Raw genomic sequence first — 25,946 nt, forward strand, 5'->3', positions numbered from 1 at the left:
CCGCCCGGTTCGCAACGCGAATGTGGTAAAATTATTCGCCCGACGGGGTCTCGTCGGCTTCTCCCGCGGCAGGCGCCCCGCCTTCGGAAAGCACCGCTTCGTCACCATTGTCGGCCGTTTCTTCCTCTTCCGGCTCGCTGATGCGCTCGACGGAGACGACCTTTTCATCCTTGGCGGTCGAGAAGATCGTGACACCCTTGGTTGCGCGGCTGGCGATACGGATGCCGCCGACGGGAACGCGGATCAGCTGGCCGCCATCGGAAACGAGCATGATCTGGTCGCCATCGTCGATCGGGAAGGCGGCGACCAGTTCGCCGATTTCGCCGGTCTTCGACGTGTCGGTGGCGCGGATGCCCTTGCCGCCACGGCCGGAGATGCGGAAATCATACGAAGACGACCGCTTGCCGAAGCCCTTTTCGGAAACCGTCAGCACGAACTGTTCGCGCGCCTTCAGCTCTTCGTAGCGGTCGTCGGAGAGCTGTCCCTCTTCGGTGACTTCCTCGCCGACCAGCGCAATATCCTCTTCGTCCACGCCCGTCGCCCGACGTTCGGCGGCGGAGCGCTTGAGGTAGGCGGCGCGTTCCCACGGCTCGGCATCGACATGGCCGACGATCGTCATCGAGATGATGCGGTCGCCTTCGCCGAGATTGATGCCGCGCACGCCGATCGAGTTGCGGCCGGCAAAGACGCGGACGTCATCGACCGGGAAGCGGATGCACTGGCCGAGCGCCGTCGTCAGCAGCACGTCGTCCTGATCGGTGCAGGTCTCGACGGAGAGGATTTCGTCACCCTCCTCTTCCAGCTTCATGGCGATCTTGCCGTTGCGGTTCACCTGCACGAAGTCGCTGAGCTTGTTACGGCGCACAGTGCCGCGCGTCGTCGAGAACATGACGTCGAGGTTATCCCAGCTGTCCTCATCCTCGGGCAGCGGCAGGATGGTGGTGATGCGTTCGCCGGGTTCCAGCGGCAGCATGTTGATGAGCGCCTTGCCGCGTGACTGCGGCGTGCCGATCGGCAGGCGCCAGACCTTTTCCTTGTAGACGATACCGCGCGAGGAGAAGAACAGGACCGGCGTGTGGGTATTGACAACGAATAGCCGGCTAACAAAATCCTCATCGCGGGTCGTCATGCCCGAACGGCCCTTGCCGCCGCGGCGCTGCGCCCGGTAGGTCGTCAGCGGGACGCGCTTGATATAGCCGAGATGCGAGACGGTCACGACCATGTCTTCGCGGGCGATAAGGTCCTCGTCGTCCATTTCGAGACCGCCGTCGACGATCTCGGTGCGGCGCGGAGTGCCGAACTCGTCGCGGATGGCGGCAAGCTCGTCCTTGACGATCGTCTGGATGCGCACGCGCGACGACAGGATATCGAGGTAATCCTTGATTTCCTCGCCTATCTTATTGAGTTCATCGCCGATTTCGTCGCGGCCGAGAGCCGTCAGGCGGGCGAGGCGAAGCTCGAGGATGGCGCGAGCCTGCTCCTCCGAGAGATTATAGGTCAGGTCGTCGTTGATGCGGTGGCGCGGATCGTCGATGAGGCGGATCAGGCTCTCGACATCCTCCGCCGGCCAGCGGCGGGTCATCAGTTCTTCGCGGGCCGACTGCGGGTCCGGTGCCTGGCGGATGACGCGGATGACTTCGTCGATATTGGCAACCGCAATCGCGAGACCCACCAAGACGTGGGCACGTTCACGCGCCTTGCGGAGCAGGAATTTCGTTCTCCGGCTAACGACTTCCTCGCGGAACGAGACGAAGGCGCGCAGCATGTCGAGCAGCGTCAGCTGTTCCGGCTTGCCGCCGTTCAGCGCCACCATGTTGCAGCCGAAGGAGGTCTGCAGCGGCGTATAGCGGTAAAGCTGGTTCAGGATGACGTCGGCATTGGCGTCGCGCTTCAGCTCGACGACGACGCGGTAGCCCTGACGGTCGGATTCGTCGCGCAGGTCGGAGATGCCCTCGATGCGCTTTTCGCGCACCAGCTCGGCCATCTTCTCGATCATCGTCGCCTTGTTCACCTGATAGGGAATTTCAGTGATGATGATCTGCTCGCGATCGCCGCGCATGGGCTCGATGGTGGCAACACCGCGCATGACGACGGAACCGCGGCCGGTTTCGTAGGCCGAACGGATGCCGGCGCGGCCGAGGATCTTGGCGCCGGTCGGGAAGTCGGGACCCGGAATGATCTGCATCAGGTCCGGCAGTTCGATTGCCGGGTCGTTGATCAGCGCAATACAGCCGTCGATGACCTCGGAGAGGTTGTGAGGCGGAATATTCGTCGCCATGCCGACGGCGATGCCGCCTGCCCCGTTGACGAGCAGGTTCGGGAACTTGGCGGGAACCACGACCGGCTCGGACAGCGTGCCGTCGTAGTTGTCGCGGAAATCGACCGTTTCCTTGTCGAGGTCGTCGAGCAGCGAATGCGCCGCCTTCTGCAGGCGGCATTCGGTGTAGCGTTCGGCTGCCGGCGGGTCGCCGTCGACGGAGCCGAAATTGCCCTGGCCGTCGATCAGCGGCAGGCGGAGCGACCAGTCCTGCGCCATGCGGGCGAGCGCGTCATAGATCGCGGCATTGCCGTGCGGATGGTATTTACCCATCACGTCCCCGGTAACGCGGGCGCATTTGACGTATTTCTTGTTCCAGTCGATGCCGAGCTCGGACATGCCATAGAGGATGCGCCGGTGCACGGGCTTCAAGCCGTCGCGCACGTCGGGAAGTGCGCGGGACACGATCACGCTCATCGCGTAATCGAGATAGGACCGCTGCATTTCCTCCATAATGGAGATCGGCTCGATGCCTGGCGGGAGCTTCCCGCCGCCGGGGGGTGTTTGCTCAGTCAAAACGGTTCACGTTCTCTTCTAGAATCACTCGAAGATTTATAGCGGAAAGCCTGTTCCCACGCCAATTTGGCCGGCAGTTTTGAACAGGCTTTTGCGGTCTAAAGAGGGCAAATCGCGGCATTTGCCCATGGTGAAAGACGAAAGGAGATCATGTATTTGCCAAATCGGAAGCCGCGCATCACAATCATCAAAAACAAGCGTGTATATGGGGTTTTGGAGAACCGATGGCAAGCGCCGACCAACTGATTAACGCATTCACGACGCTGCTCGTCACCATCGATCCGCCAGGACTTGCACCGCTCTTTCTCGGCCTCACCGTCGGCATGAGCCGCCCGGAGCGCAAGCAGGTGGCGCTGCGCGGCGTGACGATCGCCTTCATCATCCTTGCGGTCTTTGCGCTGTTCGGTTCCAGCGTGCTCGGCGTGCTCGGCATTTCGATCGGCGCCTTTCGGCTGGCCGGCGGCCTGCTGCTGTTCTGGATCGCCTTCGAAATGGTGTTCGAGCGGCGGCAGGACCGCAAGGAAAAGACCACGGAAGTGGCGATCACCAAGGACCATATCGAAAATATCGCCGTTTTCCCGCTGGCGCTGCCGCTGATTGCCGGGCCGGGCGCGATTTCGGCAACGATCCTGCTCGGCGGCACCCTGCCCTCCACGGTCGAGCGCGCGCAATTGATCGGCGTCATCGCGGGCTGCCTGCTGATCACGCTGGTGGTGCTCTTCCTCGCCGACCGGCTGGACCGCTTCCTCGGCGTGACCGGCCGGGCGATCCTCACCCGCCTTCTCGGGGTGATCCTCGCCGCACTTGCAGCGCAATTCGTCGTCGATGGCGCAAAGTCCGCCCTCAATCTGATAAGCGCCACGCCGACATGAAAACGGCGCCAACAGGCGCCGTCGTCAATTCATTCTGACAGCTTCGATCAGAACGGAATGTCGTCGTCGAGATCGCGCGAGAAGTTGCCGCCACCGCCGCTGCTGCCGGCGCCACGATTGCCGCCGCTGCGACCGCCGCCGGAAGACGGGCCGGAGCCGTAATCGTCCCCATAACCGCCGCCACCGAAATCATCGCCGCCACGACCGCCGCCGAAGCCGGAGCTTGCGCCGCCGCCTTCGCCGCGGCCGTCAAGCATGGTGAGCGTCGAATTGAAGCCCTGCAGCACGACTTCGGTCGAGTAACGGTCGTTGCCGTTCTGGTCCTGCCATTTACGGGTCTGCAGCGCGCCTTCGATATAAAGCTTGGCGCCCTTCTTCACATATTGTTCGACAACCTTGCACAGGCCTTCGTTGAAGACGACGACCGTATGCCATTCGGTCTTTTCGCGGCGCTCGCCGGAATTGCGGTCGCGCCAGGTTTCCGAGGTCGCGATGCGAAGATTGGCGATCGGCCGGCCATCCTGGGTGCGGCGGATTTCGGGGTCGGCACCCACGTTTCCGATAAGAATTACCTTGTTCACACTGCCAGCCATACCATTCACCTTACTGCCGCCCTGACCGGCGGCGTTCAAAAATCATCGGCGCACCTTAAACCATAGAGGACATGCGATGCGCATCCAGGCCCTCTTAATCCACAAGGAATTTTGTTCTTTATTTGTTCTAATTATTCGCTATGATCCTGTCAACAGAATCGAAAACATTTGTTGTTCCGGACATTCAGCCTCGACTCGACCGTCGGCATCACTAAATAAGGGCTGTTATTCCCCAAACGACCTGAAGCAGAGACGATGAGCGAACTGAAGACGATCTCCATCCGCGGCGCGCGCGAGCATAATCTGAAAGGCATCGACCTCGATCTGCCGCGCAACAAGCTCATCGTCATGACCGGGCTTTCCGGCTCCGGCAAATCCTCGCTCGCCTTCGACACGATCTATGCCGAAGGCCAGCGCCGCTATGTCGAAAGCCTTTCGGCCTATGCCCGCCAGTTCCTGGAAATGATGCAGAAGCCCGATGTCGACCAGATCGACGGGCTCTCGCCGGCCATCTCGATCGAGCAGAAAACGACCTCGCGCAACCCGCGCTCGACGGTCGGCACCGTTACCGAAATCTACGACTATATGCGCCTGCTCTTTGCGCGCGTCGGCGTTCCCTATTCCCCGGCGACCGGCCTGCCGATCGAGAGCCAGACGGTCAGCCAGATGGTCGACCGGGTGCTCGCCTTCGACGAAGGCACACGCCTCTACATTCTGGCGCCGATGATCCGCGGCCGTAAGGGCGAGTACAAGAAGGAACTGGCGGAGCTCATGAAAAAGGGCTTCCAGCGCGTCAAGGTGGACGGCCAGTTCTACGAGATCGCCGACGCACCGACACTGGACAAAAAATACAAGCACGATATCGACGTGGTCATCGACCGTATCGTCGTGCGCCCCGACATGGCCTCGCGCCTGGCCGACAGTTTCGAGACGGCGCTGAAGCTCGCCGACGGGCTTGCCGTTGCCGAGTTCGCCGACAAGCCGCTGCCGCCCGAGGAAACCGCGGCCGGCGGCTCTGCCAACAAGTCGCTCAACGAGACGCATGAGCGCGTGCTGTTTTCGGAAAAATTCGCCTGCCCGGTCTCCGGCTTCACCATTCCGGAAATCGAACCGCGCCTCTTTTCGTTCAACAATCCGTTCGGCGCCTGCCCGACCTGCGACGGCCTCGGCTCACAGCAGAAGATCGATCCCGACCTGATCGTGCCGGAACCGGAGCGGACGCTGCGCGATGGCGCCATTGCGCCCTGGGCAAAATCGACCTCGCCCTATTACAACCAGACGCTCGAAGCGCTCGGCAAACATTTCGGTTTCAAGCTCGGCAGCCGCTGGAACGATCTTCCGGAGAAGGCCAAGGACGTCATCCTGAACGGTACGGACGAGAAGATCGAATTCCACTATGCCGACGGCGCGCGCTCCTACACGACCTCGAAGAATTTCGAGGGTATCGTGCCCAATCTCGAACGGCGCTGGAAGGAAACGGATTCGGCCTGGGCGCGCGAGGATATCGAGCGCTTCATGTCGGCGGCCCCCTGCCCGGCCTGTGGCGGCTTCCGCCTGAAGCCGGAAGCACTCGCGGTCAAGATCAACAAGCTGCATATCGGCGAGGTCACGCAGATGTCGATCCGCGTCGCCCGCGACTGGTTCGAAGCGCTGCCGGCGACGTTCAACGCCAAGCAGAACGAGATTGCGGTGCGCATTCTCAAGGAGATCCGCGACCGCCTGCGCTTCCTCAACGATGTCGGCCTTGAATATCTGAGCCTGTCGCGCAATTCCGGAACGCTTTCCGGTGGCGAGAGCCAGCGTATCCGCCTTGCCTCGCAGATCGGTTCCGGCCTGACCGGCGTTCTCTATGTGCTCGACGAACCATCGATCGGCCTGCACCAGCGCGACAACGCGCGCTTGCTCGAGACGCTGAAACACCTGCGCGACATCGGCAATACGGTCATCGTCGTCGAGCATGACGAGGACGCGATCCTGACGGCCGACGATGTTGTCGATATCGGCCCTGCGGCCGGCGTGCACGGCGGCCAGGTGGTGGCGCACGGCACGCCGCAGGAAATCATGGCCAATCCGAAGTCGCTGACCGGCAAATATCTGTCGGGCGAACTCGGCGTCGCCCTGCCCGACGAGCGGCGCAAGCCCAAGAAGGGCAAGGAGATCAAGGTCGTCGGCGCGCGCGGCAACAATCTGAAGAATGTCACGGCGGCGATCCCGCTCGGCGTGTTCACGGCTGTGACGGGCGTTTCCGGTGGCGGCAAGTCCACCTTCCTGATCGAAACGCTCTACAAGTCGGCGGCGCGCCGCGTCATGGGTGCCCGAGAAATTCCTGCCGATCATGACCGGATCGACGGTTTCGAGCATATCGACAAGGTGATCGACATCGACCAGTCGCCGATCGGCCGCACGCCGCGCTCGAACCCGGCCACCTATACGGGCGCCTTCACGCCGATCCGTGACTGGTTCGCCGGCCTGCCGGAGGCCAAGGCGCGCGGCTACCAGCCGGGCCGTTTCTCCTTCAACGTCAAGGGCGGCCGCTGCGAGGCCTGCCAGGGCGACGGCGTCATCAAGATCGAGATGCATTTCCTGCCCGACGTCTATGTCACCTGCGACGTCTGCCACGGCAAGCGTTACAACCGCGAGACGCTCGACGTGACCTTCAAGGGCAAATCGATCTCCGACGTGCTCGACATGACGGTCGAGGAAGGCGTGGAATTCTTTGCGGCGGTTCCGGCCGTGCGCGACAAGCTGCAGTCGCTCTTCGATGTCGGCCTTGGCTATATCAAGGTTGGCCAGCAGGCCAATACGCTTTCGGGCGGCGAGGCGCAGCGCGTCAAGCTTGCCAAGGAACTGTCGAAGCGTTCGACGGGGCGCACGCTCTATATCCTTGACGAGCCGACCACCGGCCTGCATTTCCACGACGTCGCCAAGCTTCTGGAAATGCTGCACGAGCTGGTCGACCAGGGAAATTCGGTCGTCGTTATCGAGCACAATCTCGAAGTCATCAAGACCGCCGACTGGATCCTCGACTTCGGCCCGGAGGGTGGCGATGGCGGCGGCGAGATCGTGGCGGTCGGCACGCCCGAGACGATCGTCAAGGAGAAGCGCTCCTATACCGGACAATTCCTGAAGGATCTGCTGGAGCGGCGGCCGGTCAAGAAGGTGGTTGCAGCGGCGGAATGACAACATTTCGAGGGAAATAATGGACGATCATTTGGAAAGCTGGGATATTTTTATTTCTCACGCATCTGAGGATAAGGAGATCTTTGTTCAACCCCTCGCGGAGGCGTTAGCCGCATTTGGGGTACGGGTTTGGTACGATAAGTTTACACTGAAAATTGGTGATAGCCTCAGCAGGAGTATTGATCGAGGTTTGTCTAAATCAAACTATGGATTAGTTATTCTTTCTCCTGCCTTTATATCGAAGAGTTGGCCAGAATATGAACTTCGGGGATTAACGGCACGCGAACTGAGCGGAAACAAGATCATCCTTCCCGTCTGGCACAACGTTTCCCATCAAGATATTTTGAATTTTAGTCCACCGCTTGCAGACAAACTCGCTGTTAATTCTAAAGATCTCACACCCCTTCAGGCTGCAGTTGAGATTATAAAGGTAATACGTCCAGATATTTTCACAAGAATATTGAGGCGGACCGCATATTACCGGATGTTACAGGGAGCCGAAATCAGACAAGTTCCTACAAAAAACATTAAACAGAGCCCCATACAGCATCCAACGCTGCCCTCAGACCTGATCGGTCGAATCCGCCTCATCAGAGCCGCCTTGTTTGAGGTATATGGCCACACCATGAAATTCTGGATTGACGGATTCAGAAGAGATGCGCACCCTTCGCGCGAGATTGAATACTGGGAGCACCTTTCCGCGGTCTATCTAGAGTACACCCAAGCAAATCCAGATTTATCGAGAGAACAAAAACGTAGTATTTTCTCAGCTATACTTTCAATCGGGAACTCCGCTGACGAAAACCAACTACAGCTCAAAGAAAATATCCTACCTGAAAACTCCTTAAATACCTTGAAAGCACTATGGGTGTCGGCCATTCCTTTGTATGAATTTGAGGTAAGTCCATCTATTTTCGAGGGCGATTCAGTTGATCCTATCGCGGAGGTGGAGAGACTGGATAAGGAACACTTTCCAAACGATCTCCCAGACGCGCTGGTAAGAGAAATTATGGAGAGTTCGAAATGAGCAAATCGGGCACGATCCGCGTGGGAATTGGCGGCTGGACATTCGAGCCGTGGCGCGGCCATTTCTTTCCTGCCGATCTCAAGCAGAAGGACGAGCTGAACTATGCCAGCCGCCAGCTCAAGGTCATCGAGGTCAACGGCACCTATTACAGCACGCAGAAACCCGCGGTTTTCGCCAAATGGGCGGCAGATGTGCCCGACGGCTTCATCTTTTCGCTGAAGGCGACGCGTTTTACGACGAACCGGCGCGTGCTTGCCGAAGCCGGGGAGTCGATGGAGAAATTCCTCTCCTCCGGCATCAGCGAACTCGGCGACCATCTCGGCCCCCTGCTCTGGCAGTTCGCGCCGACCAAGAAATTCGAGCCTGACGATTTCGAAGCCTTCCTCAAGCTCTTGCCGGACAAGCAGGACGGGCTGAAGCTGCGCCATGTCGTGGAAGTCAGGCACGATTCCTTCAAGGTGCCGGAATTCGTCGCCCTGCTCGAAAAATACGGCGTGGCACCTGTCTGCGCCGAGCACTTCGATTATCCGATGATCGCCGATGTGACCGCGGATTTCGTCTATACCCGGCTGCAGAAGGGATCGGACGATATTGCGACCTGCTATCCGGAACCGGAGCTGAAGGACTGGACCAAACGGCTTCAGGCCTGGTCCGAAGGCAAAGTGCCTGACGACTTGCCGCTGATCGACAAGAACAGGAAGGTCAAGGCCGAGCCGCGTGACGTTTTTGCCTTCATGATCCACGAGGGCAAGGTCAATGCGCCGCACGGGGCGATTGCCCTGCAGAAGCGGGTCGACGGCTGATCGTTTCAGGCGTGCCGGGCAATCTTTCAGATTCGCTCGCCGCGCCTGGCTCCTGTTTTCGCGCGTTGCTGCCAAAAACCGCGGCACGCTGCTATGTGACATGCATCAGAAGGGCAGCACCTGGGCTGCGAGGTCTTCGGCCGTCAGGCCCTTGCCGGCGCGATGGCCTGCCTCACCATGCAGCCAGACAGCGGCAGCGGCTGCCTCGAAGGCCGGCAGACCCTGGGCGAGCAGGCCGCCGACAATACCCGCCAGCACATCGCCGGAGCCGGCAGTGGCGAGCCAGACCGGCGCGTTGGTGTTGATCAGCGCCCGCCCGTCCGGCGAGGCTATGACCGTATCCGCCCCCTTGTAGATGATCGCGGCGTTGGAGCGGCTGGCTGCGGCCAGTGCCTTGTCCACCTTGCCGGCCCCCTTGTCGGCGGCGATATCGGGAAAGAGGCGGGCAAACTCGCCGTCATGCGGCGTCAGAACGAGGCGCGGCTCTCCCTTAAACAGCGTGAACAGTGCCTGCGGGTCGTCCTTGAACGAGCTGATCCCGTCCGCGTCGAGAACGAGACGGCGGTCGCGCAACAGGGATACGAATTTGCGGGCTCTCTTTCCAATCCCGAATCCGGGTCCGAGGACGAAAGTCTGAAGCCGTGCGTCTTCAAGCCAGTGCCCCAATGCCGCCGCATCATCGATGGCGTGCAGCATGACGGCGGTCAGATGGGCGCTGTTGGCTGCGAGGGCTTCCGTCGGCGCGGCTATCGTCACCAGCCCTGCCCCGGCTTTCAGGCCGGCCATCGCGGACATTCGGGCCGCCCCCGTCTTGCTCGCCTCGCCCGAAAACACGACAAGATGGCCGCGCTTGTATTTGTGGGTTTCCAGCTGTTCGGCCGGCATGGCGGCGCGCCAGACGGCCGGCGTGTTCTCGGCCACGCGCCCATTCGTCTGTGCTCTGACGATGCGGCCCGGAATGCCGATATCGACGATTTCCAGGCGGCCGCAAAGCTCCCTGCCCGGCATCAGCAGATGGCCGGGCTTGCGGGTCATGAAGGTCACGGTATGGGCCGCGCGGAAGGCGGCTCCGAGCACCGCGCCGGTGCGCCCGTCAAGGCCGGATGGCAGGTCGATGGCGACAACGGCAATGCCCGCCTTCCCGACCTTGCCGATCAGATCGGCCACGTCAGAGGGAACATCGCGCGCAAGGCCGGCTCCGAAGAGGCCGTCAATGACGACGTCGCCCTGCCGCGGTGCGTAGCGGCCTATATCCTGTCCCGTCCGCCCGCAGGCCGCCTTTGCGCGGGCCGCATCCCCCTTGAGCCTGTCCGGATCGCCGAGATGGAAAATCTCCACCGGCGCGGCGCTCTCCCGCAGAAGCCGGGCGACGACATAACCGTCGCCGCCATTGTTGCCGGGACCGCAGAATACGGCAAAACGCTGCGCGCCCGGATAGAGACGCAATGCAGCGGCAGCGACCGCAGCCCCCGCTTTCTCCATCAGGCCGTAGGTATCGATACCGGATGCGGCAGCGGCCCTATCAGCCGCAGCCATTTCAGCAGGCGTCAGGAGAAGATCTGGAAGGCGTTCGCTCATCACACCATTCAATTCAAAAAGCGCCTAAAAAACAACCGCATGGCCACAAAAACAAAAGCACACTCTTTAGGCATATGCATATTTTTTAATCGAATCGATGATGACCTCCCGAAATTGACGTCGGGACGATTTTTTCGCTTTTCACGCCAGTTTTGCAAAAAATGCAGCCTTGCGAACCTCGTTTTTCATCAAAACGACATGCAAATGCAGGCAAACAGAGCCGCGCACGTAAAATTCCGCGATTTTTTGACCGAGACGGATTTCAAACTGGCACGATATCTGCATCATATCCCGCGAGCGGGAAAGTTCCTGCTGTAACGGGAGAAGCGGAGAGACATTTTCTCATGAAAAAGATCGAAGCGATCATTAAGCCTTTCAAGCTGGACGAGGTGAAGGAAGCCCTTCAGGAAGTCGGTCTGCAGGGTATCACTGTCACGGAAGCGAAGGGCTTCGGTCGCCAGAAGGGCCATACCGAACTCTACCGCGGCGCCGAATATGTCGTCGATTTCCTGCCGAAGGTGAAGGTTGAGGTCGTGCTCGCAGACGAAAACGCGGAAGCCGTGATTGACGCTATCCGCAAGGCCGCGCAGACGGGGCGCATCGGCGATGGAAAGATTTTCGTTTCCAACGTCGAGGAGGTTATCCGCATCCGCACCGGTGAAACCGGTATCGATGCCATCTGACCGGCTTTGCCGTCCGGCAGGGCCATCTATCCTCATCGCACATAACGTAAAGTCATCACAAAACAGAGGAAGCATCTTATGGCGAGTGCAAGCGAAATCCTGAAGCAGATCAAGGACAACGACGTCAAGTTCGTCGACCTGCGCTTCACCGATCCCAAGGGCAAGCTGCAGCACGTGACGATGGACGTAGCCTGCGTCGATGAAGACATGTTCGCCGATGGCGTGATGTTCGACGGCTCCTCGATCGGCGGCTGGAAGGCCATCAACGAGTCCGACATGGTGCTGATGCCCGACACCGAAACGGTGCATATGGACCCGTTCTTCGCTCAGTCGACCATGGTCATCGTCTGCGACATTCTCGACCCGGTTTCCGGCGAAGCCTATAACCGCGACCCGCGCGGCACCGCCAAGAAGGCCGAAGCCTACCTCAAGGCATCCGGCATCGGCGACACGATCTTCGTCGGCCCGGAAGCCGAATTCTTCGTCTTCGACGACGTCAAGTACAAGGCCGATCCGTACAATACCGGCTTCAAGCTCGATTCCACCGAACTGCCGTCCAACGACGATACCGATTACGAGACCGGCAACCTCGGTCACCGTCCGCGCGTCAAGGGCGGTTATTTCCCGGTTCCGCCTGTCGACAGCGCCCAGGACATGCGTTCGGAAATGCTGACGGTTCTCTCCGAAATGGGCGTCGTCGTCGAAAAGCACCACCATGAAGTGGCTGCCGCCCAGCACGAGCTCGGCATCAAGTTCGACACGCTGGTCCGCAACGCCGACAAGATGCAGATCTACAAATACGTCGTCCATCAGGTCGCCAACGCTTACGGCAAGACGGCAACCTTCATGCCGAAGCCGATCTTCGGCGACAACGGCTCGGGCATGCACGTGCACCAGTCGATCTGGAAGGGCGGCAAGCCGACTTTTGCGGGCGACGAATATGCCGGCCTTTCGGAAACCTGCCTCTACTACATCGGCGGCATCATCAAGCATGCCAAGGCGATCAACGCCTTCACCAACCCGTCGACGAATTCCTACAAGCGTCTCGTCCCGGGTTATGAAGCACCGGTCCTGCTCGCCTATTCGGCCCGCAACCGCTCGGCCTCCTGCCGCATTCCGTTCGGCTCCAACCCGAAGGCAAAACGCGTCGAGGTCCGCTTCCCGGATCCGACCGCCAACCCCTATCTCGCCTTCGCCGCCATGCTGATGGCCGGCCTCGACGGTATCAAGAACAAGATCCATCCCGGCAAGGCCATGGACAAGGACCTCTACGACCTGCCGCCGAAGGAACTGAAGAAGATCCCGACCGTCTGCGGTTCGCTGCGCGAAGCGCTGGAAAGCCTCGACAAGGACCGCAAGTTCCTGACGGCCGGCGGCGTCTTCGACGACGATCAGATCGATGCCTTCATCGAACTGAAAATGGCCGAAGTGATGCGCTTCGAAATGACGCCGCATCCTGTCGAATACGACATGTACTACTCGGCATAAGACAAGACTTGAAAGCCCCGGTTCGCCGGGGCTTTTTTCGATCCGGAGGCCAGGAGGACCGATGGGCGCAGATGACAGTCATGTGACGAAATCCCGCGAAAATCTTGATTTGCGGGGGACCGATCACCAAATTGGGTGAGAAAGGAAGTCGTACCATGAAAGAAAGAGTTGCAAAGTTCAGTATAGGCGAAGTGGTCCGGCACAAGGTTTTTCCGTTTCGCGGCGTCATCTTCGACGTTGATCCGGAGTTCGCGAATACGGAAGAGTGGTGGAATTCCATTCCCGCGGAAGTCCGCCCCAGCAAGGACCAGCCGTTCTACCATCTGCTCGCCGAAAACGACGAAAGCGAATATGTCGCCTACGTTTCCGAGCAGAACCTGGTAAGCGACGAGAGCGACACGCCGCTTCGCAATCCGCAGGTCGAGCAGATCTTCGACCGCAGCCCGACGGGCCAGTTCAAACCCAAGATGAGCTTCGCCCACTAAGTCGGACCCATGACCTCCGCGACAAGGCCCCGCATGACGGGGCCTTTCTTTTGGGCAACAAAAAACCCGGCTCGTGACCGGGTTTTTCATGAATTCCTGAAAGCCCTGATTACTGGGCCTTTGCTGCCTTCTGGGCGTCTTCCAGCTTCTTGCGGGCTTCCTCAGCCTTCTTCTGCATGCTGTCCTGCAGGCTGCGCTGGCTTTCGGCGAGCTTCGATTCGGAAACCGGTTCGCCGTCATAAGCGCCGGTGAAGCCTTCGAGCGAAACCTTGATCGGGTTCGGAGCGCGGCGGAAGTTGATCGAGGTGAAGACCACGTCGCTGCCCTTCTTGAGGCTTGCGATCATGGCGTCCGTCAGCGGGATTTCAGCGGTGCACTTGTCGGGCAGGCAGACGGCGTAATCGAGCTTCTGGCCCTTGCCGCCATCGATCTGCATGCTGATGCCCGGAGGAATCAGGCGTGCGGCCGGAACCGAAACCTGAAGGATCTTGCGGTTGATCTTGCCGGAAACCGAAATCAGGCCAACGGCCGTAACGAGCTGGCCGCCATTGGCAAGAACCAGGTTCTGAACAACGCAGATGTCGTTGTCTTCCTGCTTGCTGCAGGTCTTGTACCAGCCGAGGCGCGGCGCGCCGACAGCCTGTGCGGGCGCGTCTGCCGACACTGCCGGAGCCTGGGCGGCCGCGTCCTGTGCGAAGGACGAAACCGGAGCCGAAGCACCGAAGACCACTGCCATAACGGACAGTGCTGCCCGCATTTTCTTTTCAGACTTGAACATCATAACGAATTCCGTCTCCTGATATCCGTTGCGGGGCTACGTTCGGCCGCCCCAACCACCGGGTCGTTCGGCACTCCACCTCGTGGAAAATTAAGGCAAATGCATGACCCCAAAAACTTCGGGTCACGTGTTACATCGCACCGCTGAAGATATCCAGCATTTCTTTGGCAATTTCGCGGGCATTTTGGCACATAGGTAAAGAAAGCGGCGGCTGCGGTTGGAATCGAGCTGTCACATGCTACCCTTCCGGCGAATCGTGCCCATTGCCGCGCATCAAGGAATTTCAGCAATGCTCCGGATCGCCCTTTTCGCCGCTTTTGCGCTTGCCGCCAGTGCCGCCGCCGCAGAGCCCGTGCACGGTATCGCCATGCACGGCACACCGGCGCTGCCCGCCGACTACAAGAACTTCCCCTACGTCAATCCGGACGTGAAGAAGGGTGGAAAGATCACCTATGGCGTGGTTGGTACCTTCGACAACCTGAACCCGTTCATCATCAAGAGCAACCGCACGACCGCGCGCGGCATGTGGGATCCGCAGTTCGGCAACCTGGTCTACGAGGCGCTTCTGCAGCGCTCCAGCGACGAGCCTTTCACGCTCTACGGGCTACTCGCCGAGACCGTGGAATGGGACGAGGACCGCACCTTCGTGCAGTTCAACCTCAATCCCAAGGCCAAATGGTCCGACGGGCAGCCCGTGACGCCCGAGGACGTGATGTTTTCCTTCGAACTGCTGCGCGACAAGGGCCGTCCGCCCTTCTCCAGGCGTCTCGACGTCGTTTCCAAGATGGAGAAGGTCGGTGAACACGGGGTGCGCTTCACTTTCAACGACAAGGCCGATCGCGAGACACCTCTGATCTTCGGCCTGTTTCCGGTGCTGCCGAAACATGCGATCGACCCGGAAACCTTCGACCGCACGACCCTGACGCCGCCGGTGGGATCCGGCCCCTACAAGGTCAAAAGCCTCAAGCCCGGCGAGAGCATCACCTATGAGCGCGATCCGAACTACTGGGGCAAGGATATTCCGGCCAAGGTGGGCATGGACAATTACGACCAGATCAGCGTGCAATATTTCCTGCAGGATACGACGCTCTTCGAATCCTTCAAGAAAGGCGATATCGACATTTATCTCGACGGCAATCCGGGGCACTGGGCGAGCGCCTACGACTTCCCGGCCGCGACGTCAGGGACTGTCGTGAAGGATGTCTTCCAGCCGAAACTGCCGAGCGGCATGCTGGGTTTCGTCTTCAATACGAGGCGGCCGATCTTTGCCGATATCAAGGTACGCGAGGGCCTGTCGCTGGTCTTCGATTTCGAATGGGCCAACAAGAATCTCTATTCGGGCGCCTACAAGCGCACGCAAAGCTTCTGGCAGAATTCCGACCTTTCGAGTTTTGGCGTGCCGGCCGATGCGCGCGAACTGGAACTGCTCGGCCCGATCAAGGACAAGATCGATCCCGCCATTCTCGACGGCAGCTACAAGCTGCCGGAGACGGACGGCTCGGGACGCGACCGCAAGGTGCTGAAACAGGCCGTCGATCTTCTGAAACAGGCGGGATACACGATCCAGGGCGGAAAGATGGCGGATGCCAGCGGCAAGCAGCTCGCCTTCGAGATCATGACGCAGAACCCCGATCAGGAAAAACTCGCCGTCGCCTACCAGCGCTCGCTGCAGACGATCGGCGTTGCCGCCTCGATCCGCACCGTCGATGATTCGCAATATCAGAGCCGGACCAACAGTTTCGACTATGACATGATTATGAAGGCCTATACTTCGTCTCTGTCACCCGGCAACGAGCAGCTCGGCCGCTGGTCGTCCGCAGCCCGCACCCGCGAGGGCACCGACAGTTTCGCCGGCGCCAACGATCCGAATATCGACACGCTGATCGATCACCTGCTGCGGGCACGCTCGACCGAGGATTTTACGGCTTCGGTGCGCTCCTACGACCGGCTGCTGCTTTCCAACCACTATGTCTTGCCGCTGTATCACATCGATCATCAATGGGTGGCGCGCAACAAGCGCATCGGGCGTCCCGACAAGATGCCGCTCTACGGCTACCAGCTGCAGACCTGGTGGGATACGAGCGCGCAATAGTCACATCATCCGGCGCGCCGCTCTATTTCCTTTCTCTTGCCGCGACCTTCCTCTAAAGATCGTCCGGAACATTGCTCCGATCTCGGCCCTGCGCCATCGGAGGTTACAGAACAAGGAAATCGGAATGGAACGCATCACCATCGACGTCGTCTCCGATGTCGTCTGCCCCTGGTGTTATCTCGGCAAGGCGCGGCTGGAGCTGGCTATCGCCGAGGTGCAGGATGAAATCGGCGTCGATATCAATTGGCGTCCCTATCGCCTCAACCCCGATTATCCGCCCGAAGGCGTCGACCAGAAGAAGATGCTGGAAGAGAAGCTTGGCGGCGCAGAACGCGTGGCGCAGGCGCACAAGATGCTCACGGACTATGGCCGCGAGGTGGGCATCAACTTCGATTTCGAAGCCATCAAGATCGGCCCGAACACACTCGACGCGCATCGGCTGATCCATTGGGCCGTGGTCGAGGACCGGCAGAAGCAGGAAGCGGTCGTGTCGGCGCTGTTCAGGGCCAATTTCGAAGAAGGCCGCAATGTCGGCGATCACGAAGTGCTGCTCGATATCGCCGAGAAAGCCGGCCTGCAGCGCTCGGTCATCGCCGCCCTGCTTGCTTCGGATGCCGACCGCAGCGTCATTCTCTCGGAAATCGACGCGGCACAGCGCATGGGCGTCAACGGCGTGCCCTTCTTCATCTTCGACCAGCAATATGCCGTCAGCGGCGCACAGACGCCGGATGTGCTGGCGGGCGCGCTCCGCGAGATCGCCAAGGCGAAGGCCGAAGCGCGCGCCGGGTTGAACTGACCCGCGCCAGCATCGTCAAATTGGGAAGACAGTGGGGCAGTCCGGTTTAGCCGGGCTGCCCTCAGCTTTTTGCGAGTTCCGCAAGTTGCGTCATGATGACAGCGGCGCCTTGCAGGCGCTTTTCCGGGGTCGGCAGATCGCGGGTCAGGAACAGGCTGTGGTCGGGGCGGATCTTCGCCATCGTGCCCTGCTTGCCGATATAGCCGACGAGATTGGCCGGGTTCGGGAATTCCTTGTTGCGGAACTGCACGACGACGCCTTTCGGGCCGGCATCGAGCTTTTCGACATTGGCCGTGCGGCAGAGCGACTTGATATAGACGATCTTCAGCAGATGCTGGACTTCCGCCGGCATCGGCCCGAAGCGGTCGATCATCTCGGCGCCGAAGCCGTCGATCTCCTTGAGATCGGTCAGTTCGCCCAAACGACGATAGAGCGCCATGCGCAGATGCAGATCCGGCACGTAATTGTCGGGGATCATGACCGGCGTGCCGACGGAAATCTGCGGCGACCAGCCGGTATCGGCAATCTCGTCGATACCCTTCACTTCGGCAACGGCCTCTTCCAGCATCTGCTGGTAAAGCTCGAAGCCGACCTCCTTGATATGGCCGGACTGTTCCTCGCCGAGCAGGTTGCCGGCGCCGCGGATATCGAGGTCGTGGCTTGCGAGCTGGAAGCCGGCGCCGAGCGTATCGAGCGACTGCAGCACCTTGAGGCGGCGTTCGGCGGTTGCCGTCAGCACCTTGTTGACCGGCAGGGTGAAGAGCGCGAAGGCGCGCACCTTCGAACGGCCGACGCGGCCGCGCAGCTGGTAGAGCTGGGCAAGGCCGAACATATCGGCGCGGTGGACGATCAGCGTGTTGGCAGTGGGAACATCGAGGCCGGATTCGACGATGGTCGTCGAGAGCAGCACATCATAGCGGCCTTCGTAGAAGGCGTTCATGATGTCCTCCAATTCACCGGCCGGCATCTGGCCGTGGGCGACGGCGACCTTCAGCTCCGGCACGTCGGACTGGAGGAAGGCGTGCACATCCGCCAGATCGGCAAGGCGCGGGCAGACATAGAAGCTCTGGCCGCCGCGATAGTGCTCGCGCATCAGCGTTTCGCGGATGACGAGGCTGTCGAAGGGCGAAATGAAGGTGCGCACCGCCATACGATCGACGGGCGGCGTGGTGATGAGCGAGAGCTCGCGCACCCCGGTCATGGCAAGCTGCAGCGTGCGCGGGATCGGCGTTGCCGAGAGCGTCAGGACGTGGACGTCGCTCTTCAGCTCCTTCAGGCGCTCCTTGTGCTTCACCCCGAAATGCTGCTCTTCGTCGATAATCAGCAGGCCGAGATTGGCGAACTTGATGCCGGCGCCGAGCAGCGCATGGGTACCGACGACGATATCCGTCTTGCCCTCGGCCACTTCCTTTTTCGTCAGCGCCAGTTCCTTGGAGCCGACGAGGCGCGAGGCCTGCTGGACGCGGACCGGCAGACCACGGAAACGCTCGGAGAATGTCTTGAAATGCTGGCGGGAGAGCAGCGTGGTCGGCACGACGACGGCAACCTGTACGCCGTTCATGGCCGCAACGAAGGCGGCGCGCAGGGCCACTTCGGTCTTGCCGAAGCCGACGTCGCCGCAAACGAGGCGGTCCATCGGGCGGCCGGCGCCGAGATCGCTTCGCACGGCTTCGATCGCGTTGTCCTGATCCTCCGTTTCGTCATAGGGGAAACGGGCGGCGAACTCGTCATAGAGCCCTTCCGGCGTCGTCAGCACCGGCGCGTGGCGCGTCAAGCGTTCGGCGGCGATGCGGATCAGCGCATCGGCCATATCCAGCAGGCGGCGCTTGAGCTTGGCCTTGCGCATCTGCCATGCGCCGCCGCCAAGCTTGTCGAGCGGGACGTCGGTGCTTTCGCCACCGAAGCGCGAGAGCAGGTCGATGTTTTCGACCGGCAGGAAGAGTTTGGCATCGTCGGCATATTGCAGTTCGAGGCAGGCATGCGGGGCGCCTGCCGCCTCGATCGTGCGCAACCCGACGAAACGGCCGATACCATGTTCGGCGTGGACGACGATCGATCCTTCGTCGAGGCCGGCGACTTCGGAAATGAAATCGGCGGCGCGCTTGCGGCGGCGGGAACGGCGCACCATGCGGTCGCCGAGAATATCCTGCTCGCCGATGACGACGAGATCGCCGCTCTCGAAGCCGGATTCGAGGCTGAGCACGGCTGCCGCCGCCTCACCTTTCGCGAGGCCCGACACATCCTTCAGCGCCGCGATCGGCTTGACGCGTTCGAGGCCGTGTTCGTTCAAAACCTGCAGCAGGCGCTCCAGAGACCCTTCGGTCCAGGCGGTGATGACGACCTTCGCGCCGCCGGCGCGTTTATCGGCAATGTGCCTGACGACCACGTCGAAGATGTTGACACGCTCGGCATCCCCGCCGCCTTCGGCATTGGAGCGCGCCCAGCGCTGGCCCTGGCGCGCATCGAGATTGACGACGCGGCGCGCCTCCCCCTCGTGCTCGTTGAAGGGCGAGACCCTGATCGCGTTGATCGCATCGAGCGTGCGCGCAAAGGTCTTGCTGTCGAGATAGAGCTGGCCGGGCGTCACCGGCTTATAGGGCGTGCCCTGCGCCATCTGGCCCTTGCCCTGCTGGCCGGAATTCAGGCGCGCATCGTAATAGTCATAGACGAGCTTGGAGCGTTCCTCGGCTGCTTCACGCACCGTATGGTCGGTGACGATGCGGAAGCCGGAGAGGTAATCGAACACCGTATCCAGCTTCTCGTAGAAGAGCGGCAGCCAATGTTCCATGCCAGGGTAGCGGCGACCTTCCGACACGGCGAGATAGAGCGCGTCATCGCGCGTGGCCGCACCGAAGGCGGAGAGGTAATTCTTGCGGAAGCGGCTGATCGTATCCGGGGTCAGCGTCACCTCGCTCATGGGATTGAGATCGAGGGAGCGTACCTGCCCCGTCGTGCGCTGGCTGGCGGGATCGAAGCTGCGGATCGATTCCAGCGTATCGCCGAAGAAATCGAGGCGAACCGGCTCTTCCGAACCGGGCACGAAGACATCGAGGATGCCGCCGCGCACGGCATATTCGCCGACTTCGCGCACGGTGGCCACCCGCTCGAAACCGTTGCGCTCCAGCCGGCCGGCAATATCGTCCATGCGCACCTGATTGCCGGGGCGCGCCGAGAAAGCCAGGCTTTCGATGATGTCCTGCGGGGCCACCTTCTGCAGCATGGCGTTGACCGTGACCAGCACGATGGCCGCATGCGGTTTCTTATGGTGCGCGATCAGGCCGGAGAGGGCCGCGAGGCGGCGCGCCGAGGTATCGGCGCTCGGCGAGACGCGGTCATAGGGTAGACAGTCCCAGGCCGGTAGCGTCAGAACCGGAATATCGGGCGCCACGAAACCCAGCATCTGCTCCAGATCGGCCATGCGATGGCCGTCCGACAGAACATAGGCGACCGGCTCGCCGTTGCGGGCGAGTTCGGCGAGCAATAGCGGCTCCATGCCGGCCGGCACGTTGCCGATCGTCAGCGGCTCGGCGGCGGCTGCGAGTTTCTTGGCGTCAAAACCAGGGATCATTCCGGTATCCGGGGCGTCTCGAAATCGGGCTTGTAGGCGGCGATGCGGGCAAACATGGGGGTCTGCAAATGCTCGGGCGTCGGCCAGGTTCCCATGATCCAGCGCACGAGGTCGTTATCCTCTTCGGCCATGATCGTCTCGAACTCGTCGAGCTCGGCCTCGCTCATGGTGGGAAGTTCGTTTTCGGCGAACTGACCGAAGACAAGGTCCATCTCTCTGATGCCGCGATGCCAGCAGCGGAAAAGAATCCGGCGTCGGCGCGGGTCGAGACCGGCGCTCGTGAGCGTTACTCCTGTCATGGCATCACCTTCCTTGTTGATGCGCCTCTATAGACCCTCGAAAGCGGCTTGTCAGCCTTGCCAAGGCCCTATTGTTCATCGCATTTTGGCATCCATGCGCCCCGCCATTCTCGATCCGCTGTTTTCTCCCGTTTCGGGCCTTCCGGGCGTCGGCCCGAAGATCTCGGAGCTTTTCGTCAAGCTGCTCGGGCGCGAGACACCGGAGGATTGCCGGGTTATCGATCTCCTGTTCCATGCGCCCTCCTCGCTGATCGACCGCCGCAACCAGCCGGGAATCGCCCGCGCGCCGCAAGGCGCGATCGTGACGATCACGGCGCGTGTCGATCGGCATCAGGCGCCGCCGCGCGGCAATCGCAACGTTCCCTACCGGGTCTTCCTGCATGACGAGACGGGCGAGCTGACGCTCGTCTTCTTCCGCGGCCAGGCGGCGTGGCTGGAAAAGCAGTTGCCGATCGACGAGGACGTAACCGTCAGCGGCAAGGTCGACTGGTTCAACGGCCGCGCCTCGATGGTTCACCCAGATTACATCGTCAAGGCAAGCGAGGGTGAGAACCTGCCGCTGGTCGAGCCGATCTATCCGCTGACGGCGGGGCTTTCCCCGAAGACGCTGCGCAAGATCATCGAGGCGGCGCTGCCGCGCATGCCGGAGCTGCCGGAATGGATCGATCTTTCGCTGTCGCAGAAACAGGGCCTGCCCTCCATCCGCGACAGTTTCCATATGTTGCACGAGCCGCGGGATACGTCCGACATAGACCCGCAAACCCCTGCCCGGCGCAGGCTCGCCTATGACGAATTCCTCGCCGGCCAGCTGTCCTTGGCGCTGGTGCGGCAACGGCTGCGAAAGGTCGCCGGCCAGCCCGTGCATGCCACCGGAGAAATCAGCAGCAAGATATTGCGGGACCTTCCCTTTTCGCCGACGAGCAGCCAGACGCAGGCCGTTGCCGACATTCTGAGGGACATGGCCGGCAATGAGCGCATGCTGCGGCTGCTTCAGGGCGATGTCGGCTCCGGCAAGACGCTGGTGGCGCTGCTTTCGATGGCTGCCGTCATAGAAAGCGGCGGACAGGCCGTGCTGATGGCGCCGACCGAAATCCTCGCCCGCCAGCATCATGCGACAATCTCGAAATTCGCCGATGCCGCCGGGCTTGCCGTCGAGGTGCTGACGGGTCGCACCAAGGGGCGTGAGCGCGAGGATATTCTCGAGCGTATCGCGTCCGGCGAAGCGCAGATCATTATCGGCACGCATGCGCTCTTCCAGGAGAGCGTCAACTACAAGAACCTGATGCTGGCCGTCGTCGACGAGCAGCACCGTTTCGGCGTGCACCAGCGCCTGCGGCTGACGGCGAAGGGCATCTCGCCGCATATGCTGGTCATGACCGCAACGCCGATCCCGCGCACGCTCGTGCTGGCGGCCTTCGGCGACATGGACGTCTCCAAACTGACGGAGAAGCCGGCGGGGCGAAAGCCGATCCAGACGATCACCGTGCCGGCCGAGCGCACGGGCGAGATCGTCGGCCGGCTGAAGAGTGCGCTCGCCGACGGCAAGAAGGCCTACTGGATCTGCCCGCTGGTGGAAGAATCCGAAGAACTCGATCTGATGTCGGTGGAAGAGCGGCACGCGACGCTCGTCTCGGCCCTCGGCCCCGGCATCGGCCTCATCCACGGGCGCATGAGCGGACCGGAGAAAGATGCGGTCATGCTGGCCTTCAAGAGCGGCGAATTGCGGCTGCTGGTGGCGACGACCGTTGTCGAGGTCGGCGTCGACGTGCCGGATGCGACGATCATGGTGATCGAACATGCCGAGCGCTTCGGCCTGGCGCAGCTGCACCAGCTTCGCGGCCGTGTCGGGCGCGGAGACGAGGCCTCCACCTGTATCCTGCTCTACAAGGGGCCGCTTGGCGAAACCGGCCATGCCCGGCTTTCGATCATGCGTGAAACGGAAGACGGTTTCCGCATTGCCGAGGAAGATCTGAAACTGCGCGGCGAAGGCGAGCTTCTCGGCACGCGCCAGTCCGGCACGCCAGGTTTCCGGATCGCGAGCCTGGAGGCGCATGCCGATCTCCTGGAGATCGCCCGCAAGGATGCAGCCTATCTTATCGAGCGCGATCCCGAGCTGACGAGCGAGCGCGGCGAGGCCGTGCGCACCCTGCTCTATCTCTTCCGCCGCGATGAGGCGATCCGGTTCCTGAGAGCGGGTTAGAGCCTAATCGACCTTCGATATCGCCTTCGGCTTGGGGCGCAGGACCGGGACATGTTCCGGGGCGACAAGGCCGCCCGATATCAGGAACTTGGCGGCATCTTCCGGGCTCATGTCGAGCACGGTGATCTTGTCGCGCGGCACGAAGATCAGGAATCCGGCCGTCGGCACCGGCGTCGGCGGCAGGAAGACGGCGACCATATCCTGCCCCATCGCGTTGAACTTCGATGCGATCTCGCCCTTGGCGTCGGTGGCGACGAAAACCAGCGACCACAGGCCCGGCCCCGGATATTCGATGAGGCCGACCTTCTTGAAGGAATTCGACTGTTCCTTCAGCACCGTTTCGAAGATCTGCTTCACGCTTCTGTAGATGGTGCGCACCAGAGGCATGCGCTGGACGATCGATTCGCCGAAACGGACGATGCTCTGGCCGATCAGGTTCTTGCCGAGGAAGCCGACAATGGTGATCAGCACCACGGCGATCAGCAGGCCGAAACCGGGAATGGCGACGTTGATATAACTCTCGGGGTTCCAGCGTGCCGGGATATAGGGCCGCACCCAGCTGTCCGACCAGTGGATGAAGGTCCAGGTCAGCCAGATCGTGATGGCGATCGGTGCGCAGATGATCAAACCAGCGAGGAAATTATTCCTCAGCCGCATGGCGACCGGCACTCGGGGGGCCTTATCGGTCATCTTTTCTGATGAACTCCGTTTCAGTCTCTAGACAGGCCGTTTCACCGGCCTTCCCCCTGTGTCCGCAGGCACAAAATTGCCAGAATTCGCGTTGCTGCACAACATGTTTCAGCCCATCCGGGCTTACTCCACAGTCACCGATTTTGCGAGGTTGCGCGGCTGGTCGACATCGGTCCCCATGAAGACCGCCGTGTGATAGGCGAGCAGCTGGATCGGCAGCGAGAAGATCATCGGCGCGATGATCTCATCGACAACGGGAAGCGTGATCGTCGCCATGGTCGGCAGCTTGGAGGCGGCAGCACCGGCCTCGTCGGTGATGAAGATGATGCGGCCGCCGCGGGCGGCCACTTCCTGCATGTTGGAGACGGTCTTTTCGAAGAAACGGTCGTAGGGGGCGATGACGATGACGGGCATGTTTTCATCGATCAGCGCGATCGGCCCATGCTTCAATTCGCCGGCGGCATAACCTTCGGCATGGATGTAGGAGATTTCCTTGAGTTTCAGCGCGCCTTCCATGGCAAGCGGGAAACTGGTGCCGCGGCCGAGATAGAGCACGTCCTTGCACTTGGAAAGTTCGCGCGACAGGCTTTCCATCTGCGGCTGGATGAGGTTGAGCACGCGGCTCATGACGCGCGGCATTTCCGCCAGATGGCGCACCATCGCCTTCTCGTCGTCGGCGCCGATCGTGCCGCGGGCGCGGCCGGCGCCGATGGCGAGCGAGGCAAGCACGGCCAGCTGGCAGGTGAAGGCCTTGGTGGAGGCGACGCCGATTTCCGGGCCGGCCATGATCGGGAAGACGGCATCGGATTCGCGGGCAATGGTCGATTCGCGCACGTTGACGACGGCGCCGATCTTCAGGCCGTTGTCCTTGCAGTAGCGCAGCGACGCCAATGTGTCGGCGGTTTCGCCCGACTGCGAGATGAAGAGCGCGGCCTGCGAGGGCTGCAGCGGCATTTCGCGGTAGCGGAATTCGGAGGCAACATCGATCTCGACCGGCAGGCGCGCGTAGCGCTCGAACCAGTATTTGCCGATCAGGCCGGCAAGATAGGCGGTGCCGCAGGCGGAGATCGCAAGGCCGGTCGCCGCCTTGAAGTCGATCGCGGATGCATTCGGGCTGATCGTATTGGCGGCGAAATCCACATAGTGGCTGAGCGCGTGGGAGATGACCTCCGGCTGCTCGTAGATTTCCTTCTCCATGAAATGGCGATGATTGCCCTTGTCGACCACATAGGCGGTCGCCTGGGAAACCTGGCGCGGGCGCTTGACCACCTTGCCGGAGAAATCGAGCACGGTCGCGCCGTCGCGGGTGATGATCGCGCAATCGCCATCGACGAGATAGGTGATTTCGTTGGTGAAGGGCGAAAGCGCGATGGCATCGGAGCCCAGGAACATTTCGCCCCTGCCGTAACCGACGGCAAGCGGCGGGCCGGAGCGGGCGGCCATGAGCGTGCCGGGATCGCTCTTCAGCATGACGGCCAGCGCATAGGCGCCGGTGACGCGGTTCAGCATCTTCAGCATGGCGTCGCGCGGAGACAGGCCTTCGCGCAGATATTTCGCCATGAGGTGAGCGACGACCTCCGTGTCGGTCTGGCTCTGGAAGGCGGCACCTTCGTGGGTCAGCTCGTCGCGCAGTTCGGAGAAATTCTCGATGATGCCGTTGTGGACGACGGCGACGCCGTCGACGAAATGCGGATGGGCATTGGTTTCGTTCGGCACGCCATGGGTGGCCCAACGCGTATGGGCAATGCCCGTCGTTCCCGGCAGCGGTTCGCTGTCCAGGCGCTTCTCGAGGTTGAAGAGCTTGCCCTCGGCGCGGCGGCGGTCCATCACGCCTTCATGGATGGTGGCAACGCCGGCAGAATCGTAACCGCGATATTCCAGCCGCTTCAGCGCATCGACGAGACGGCCCGCAACCGGCGCATTTCCGACGATCCCCACAATTCCGCACATGCAAACGTCCCCTCAGGCATCAATATCGACG

General features: G+C 61.3%; 18 protein-coding genes. 10 read left to right on the forward strand and 8 right to left on the reverse strand.

Features of this window, described 5'->3' with window-relative positions; translation table 11 throughout:
- Positions 1-31: 31 nt before the first annotated feature.
- Positions 32-2,833 (reverse strand): DNA gyrase subunit A, encoded by a 2,802-nt coding sequence (gyrA, locus tag ACU8HS_RS21675; RefSeq protein ID WP_112706170.1) that lies wholly within the window; start codon positions 2,831-2,833, stop codon positions 32-34.
- A gap of 224 nt (positions 2,834-3,057) precedes the next feature.
- On the opposite strand from gyrA, the gene ACU8HS_RS21680 reads away from it, so the two are divergent.
- Positions 3,058-3,705, forward strand: coding sequence for a MarC family protein (locus ACU8HS_RS21680; protein WP_112567899.1), 648 nt, complete (start codon positions 3,058-3,060; stop codon positions 3,703-3,705).
- A gap of 47 nt (positions 3,706-3,752) precedes the next feature.
- Here the strand turns inward: ACU8HS_RS21680 and ACU8HS_RS21685 are convergent, their stop codons facing one another.
- Positions 3,753-4,298, reverse strand: a complete 546-nt coding sequence (locus ACU8HS_RS21685; protein WP_113413955.1) for a single-stranded DNA-binding protein — start codon at positions 4,296-4,298, stop codon at positions 3,753-3,755.
- 255 nt (positions 4,299-4,553) lie between these two features.
- Here ACU8HS_RS21685 and uvrA point away from each other — a divergent pair, with 255 nt between their 5' ends.
- The 3 genes from uvrA to ACU8HS_RS21700 are packed head-to-tail and all read left to right on the forward strand — an operon-like array spanning position 4,554 to position 9,308.
- Entirely contained in the window at positions 4,554-7,478 is a 2,925-nt protein-coding gene (uvrA, locus tag ACU8HS_RS21690; RefSeq protein WP_447015179.1) for an excinuclease ABC subunit UvrA, read from the forward strand.
- A gap of 19 nt (positions 7,479-7,497) precedes the next feature.
- Positions 7,498-8,505 carry a toll/interleukin-1 receptor domain-containing protein gene (locus tag ACU8HS_RS21695; protein WP_447015180.1) on the forward strand — a complete coding sequence of 336 codons (1,008 nt, stop codon included), beginning with the start codon at positions 7,498-7,500 and terminating at the stop codon, positions 8,503-8,505.
- A complete protein-coding gene (locus tag ACU8HS_RS21700; RefSeq protein ID WP_112567907.1) occupies positions 8,502-9,308 on the forward strand; it encodes a DUF72 domain-containing protein in 807 nt (268 codons plus the stop codon). The genes ACU8HS_RS21695 and ACU8HS_RS21700 overlap by 4 nt, the downstream gene beginning before the upstream one ends.
- Before the next feature lie 105 nt (positions 9,309-9,413).
- Here the strand turns inward: ACU8HS_RS21700 and ACU8HS_RS21705 are convergent, their stop codons facing one another.
- Positions 9,414-10,886: an NAD(P)H-hydrate dehydratase gene (locus ACU8HS_RS21705; RefSeq protein WP_113413953.1), complete on the reverse strand. Its 1,473-nt coding sequence runs from the start codon at positions 10,884-10,886 to the stop codon at positions 9,414-9,416.
- 344 nt (positions 10,887-11,230) lie between these two features.
- On the opposite strand from ACU8HS_RS21705, the gene ACU8HS_RS21710 reads away from it, so the two are divergent.
- The 3 genes from ACU8HS_RS21710 (at position 11,231) to hspQ (ending at position 13,542) form a co-directional block, all read left to right on the forward strand.
- Positions 11,231-11,569, forward strand: a complete 339-nt coding sequence (locus ACU8HS_RS21710; protein WP_003539626.1) for a P-II family nitrogen regulator — start codon at positions 11,231-11,233, stop codon at positions 11,567-11,569.
- A gap of 78 nt (positions 11,570-11,647) precedes the next feature.
- On the forward strand, positions 11,648-13,057 hold the full coding sequence (gene glnA, locus ACU8HS_RS21715) for a type I glutamate--ammonia ligase (protein WP_112567911.1): 1,410 nt from the start codon (positions 11,648-11,650) through the stop codon (positions 13,055-13,057).
- 155 nt (positions 13,058-13,212) lie between these two features.
- The gene (gene hspQ / locus ACU8HS_RS21720) at positions 13,213-13,542 is read left to right on the forward strand and encodes a heat shock protein HspQ (protein WP_112567913.1); all 330 of its coding nucleotides are present in this window, start codon (positions 13,213-13,215) and stop codon (positions 13,540-13,542) included.
- Between the two features lie 109 nt (positions 13,543-13,651).
- Here the strand turns inward: hspQ and ACU8HS_RS21725 are convergent, their stop codons facing one another.
- A complete protein-coding gene (locus ACU8HS_RS21725; protein WP_447015181.1) occupies positions 13,652-14,323 on the reverse strand; it encodes an invasion associated locus B family protein in 672 nt (223 codons plus the stop codon).
- A gap of 286 nt (positions 14,324-14,609) precedes the next feature.
- On the opposite strand from ACU8HS_RS21725, the gene ACU8HS_RS21730 reads away from it, so the two are divergent.
- Together ACU8HS_RS21730 and ACU8HS_RS21735 are read left to right on the forward strand one after the other, a co-directional pair.
- Positions 14,610-16,412 (forward strand): extracellular solute-binding protein, encoded by a 1,803-nt coding sequence (locus tag ACU8HS_RS21730; protein ID WP_447015182.1) that lies wholly within the window; start codon positions 14,610-14,612, stop codon positions 16,410-16,412.
- Positions 16,413-16,536: 124 nt separating this feature from the next.
- On the forward strand, positions 16,537-17,208 hold the full coding sequence (locus ACU8HS_RS21735; RefSeq protein ID WP_113413950.1) for a DsbA family oxidoreductase: 672 nt from the start codon (positions 16,537-16,539) through the stop codon (positions 17,206-17,208).
- A 61-nt stretch (positions 17,209-17,269) separates the two neighbouring features.
- On the opposite strand, the gene mfd is transcribed toward ACU8HS_RS21735, so the two are convergent.
- Both mfd and ACU8HS_RS21745 read right to left on the reverse strand, forming a co-directional pair.
- A complete protein-coding gene (mfd, locus tag ACU8HS_RS21740; RefSeq protein ID WP_112706164.1) occupies positions 17,270-20,776 on the reverse strand; it encodes a transcription-repair coupling factor in 3,507 nt (1,168 codons plus the stop codon).
- Positions 20,773-21,075: an FAD assembly factor SdhE gene (locus ACU8HS_RS21745; RefSeq protein WP_112567923.1), complete on the reverse strand. Its 303-nt coding sequence runs from the start codon at positions 21,073-21,075 to the stop codon at positions 20,773-20,775. Before ACU8HS_RS21745 ends, mfd begins: the two co-directional genes overlap by 4 nt.
- Before the next feature lie 94 nt (positions 21,076-21,169).
- Here ACU8HS_RS21745 and recG point away from each other — a divergent pair, with 94 nt between their 5' ends.
- Positions 21,170-23,275 carry an ATP-dependent DNA helicase RecG gene (recG, locus tag ACU8HS_RS21750; RefSeq protein WP_112567925.1) on the forward strand — a complete coding sequence of 702 codons (2,106 nt, stop codon included), beginning with the start codon at positions 21,170-21,172 and terminating at the stop codon, positions 23,273-23,275.
- A 3-nt stretch (positions 23,276-23,278) separates the two neighbouring features.
- Here recG and ACU8HS_RS21755 read toward each other — a convergent pair whose 3' ends face one another.
- Both ACU8HS_RS21755 and glmS read right to left on the reverse strand, forming a co-directional pair.
- Positions 23,279-23,965, reverse strand: a complete 687-nt coding sequence (locus ACU8HS_RS21755; RefSeq protein WP_112567927.1) for a DUF502 domain-containing protein — start codon at positions 23,963-23,965, stop codon at positions 23,279-23,281.
- Positions 23,966-24,088: 123 nt separating this feature from the next.
- A complete protein-coding gene (gene glmS, locus ACU8HS_RS21760; RefSeq protein ID WP_112567929.1) occupies positions 24,089-25,915 on the reverse strand; it encodes a glutamine--fructose-6-phosphate transaminase (isomerizing) in 1,827 nt (608 codons plus the stop codon).
- Positions 25,916-25,946 lie beyond the last annotated feature (31 nt).

This window comes from Rhizobium sp. KDH_Rht_773_N (assembly GCF_052946295.1).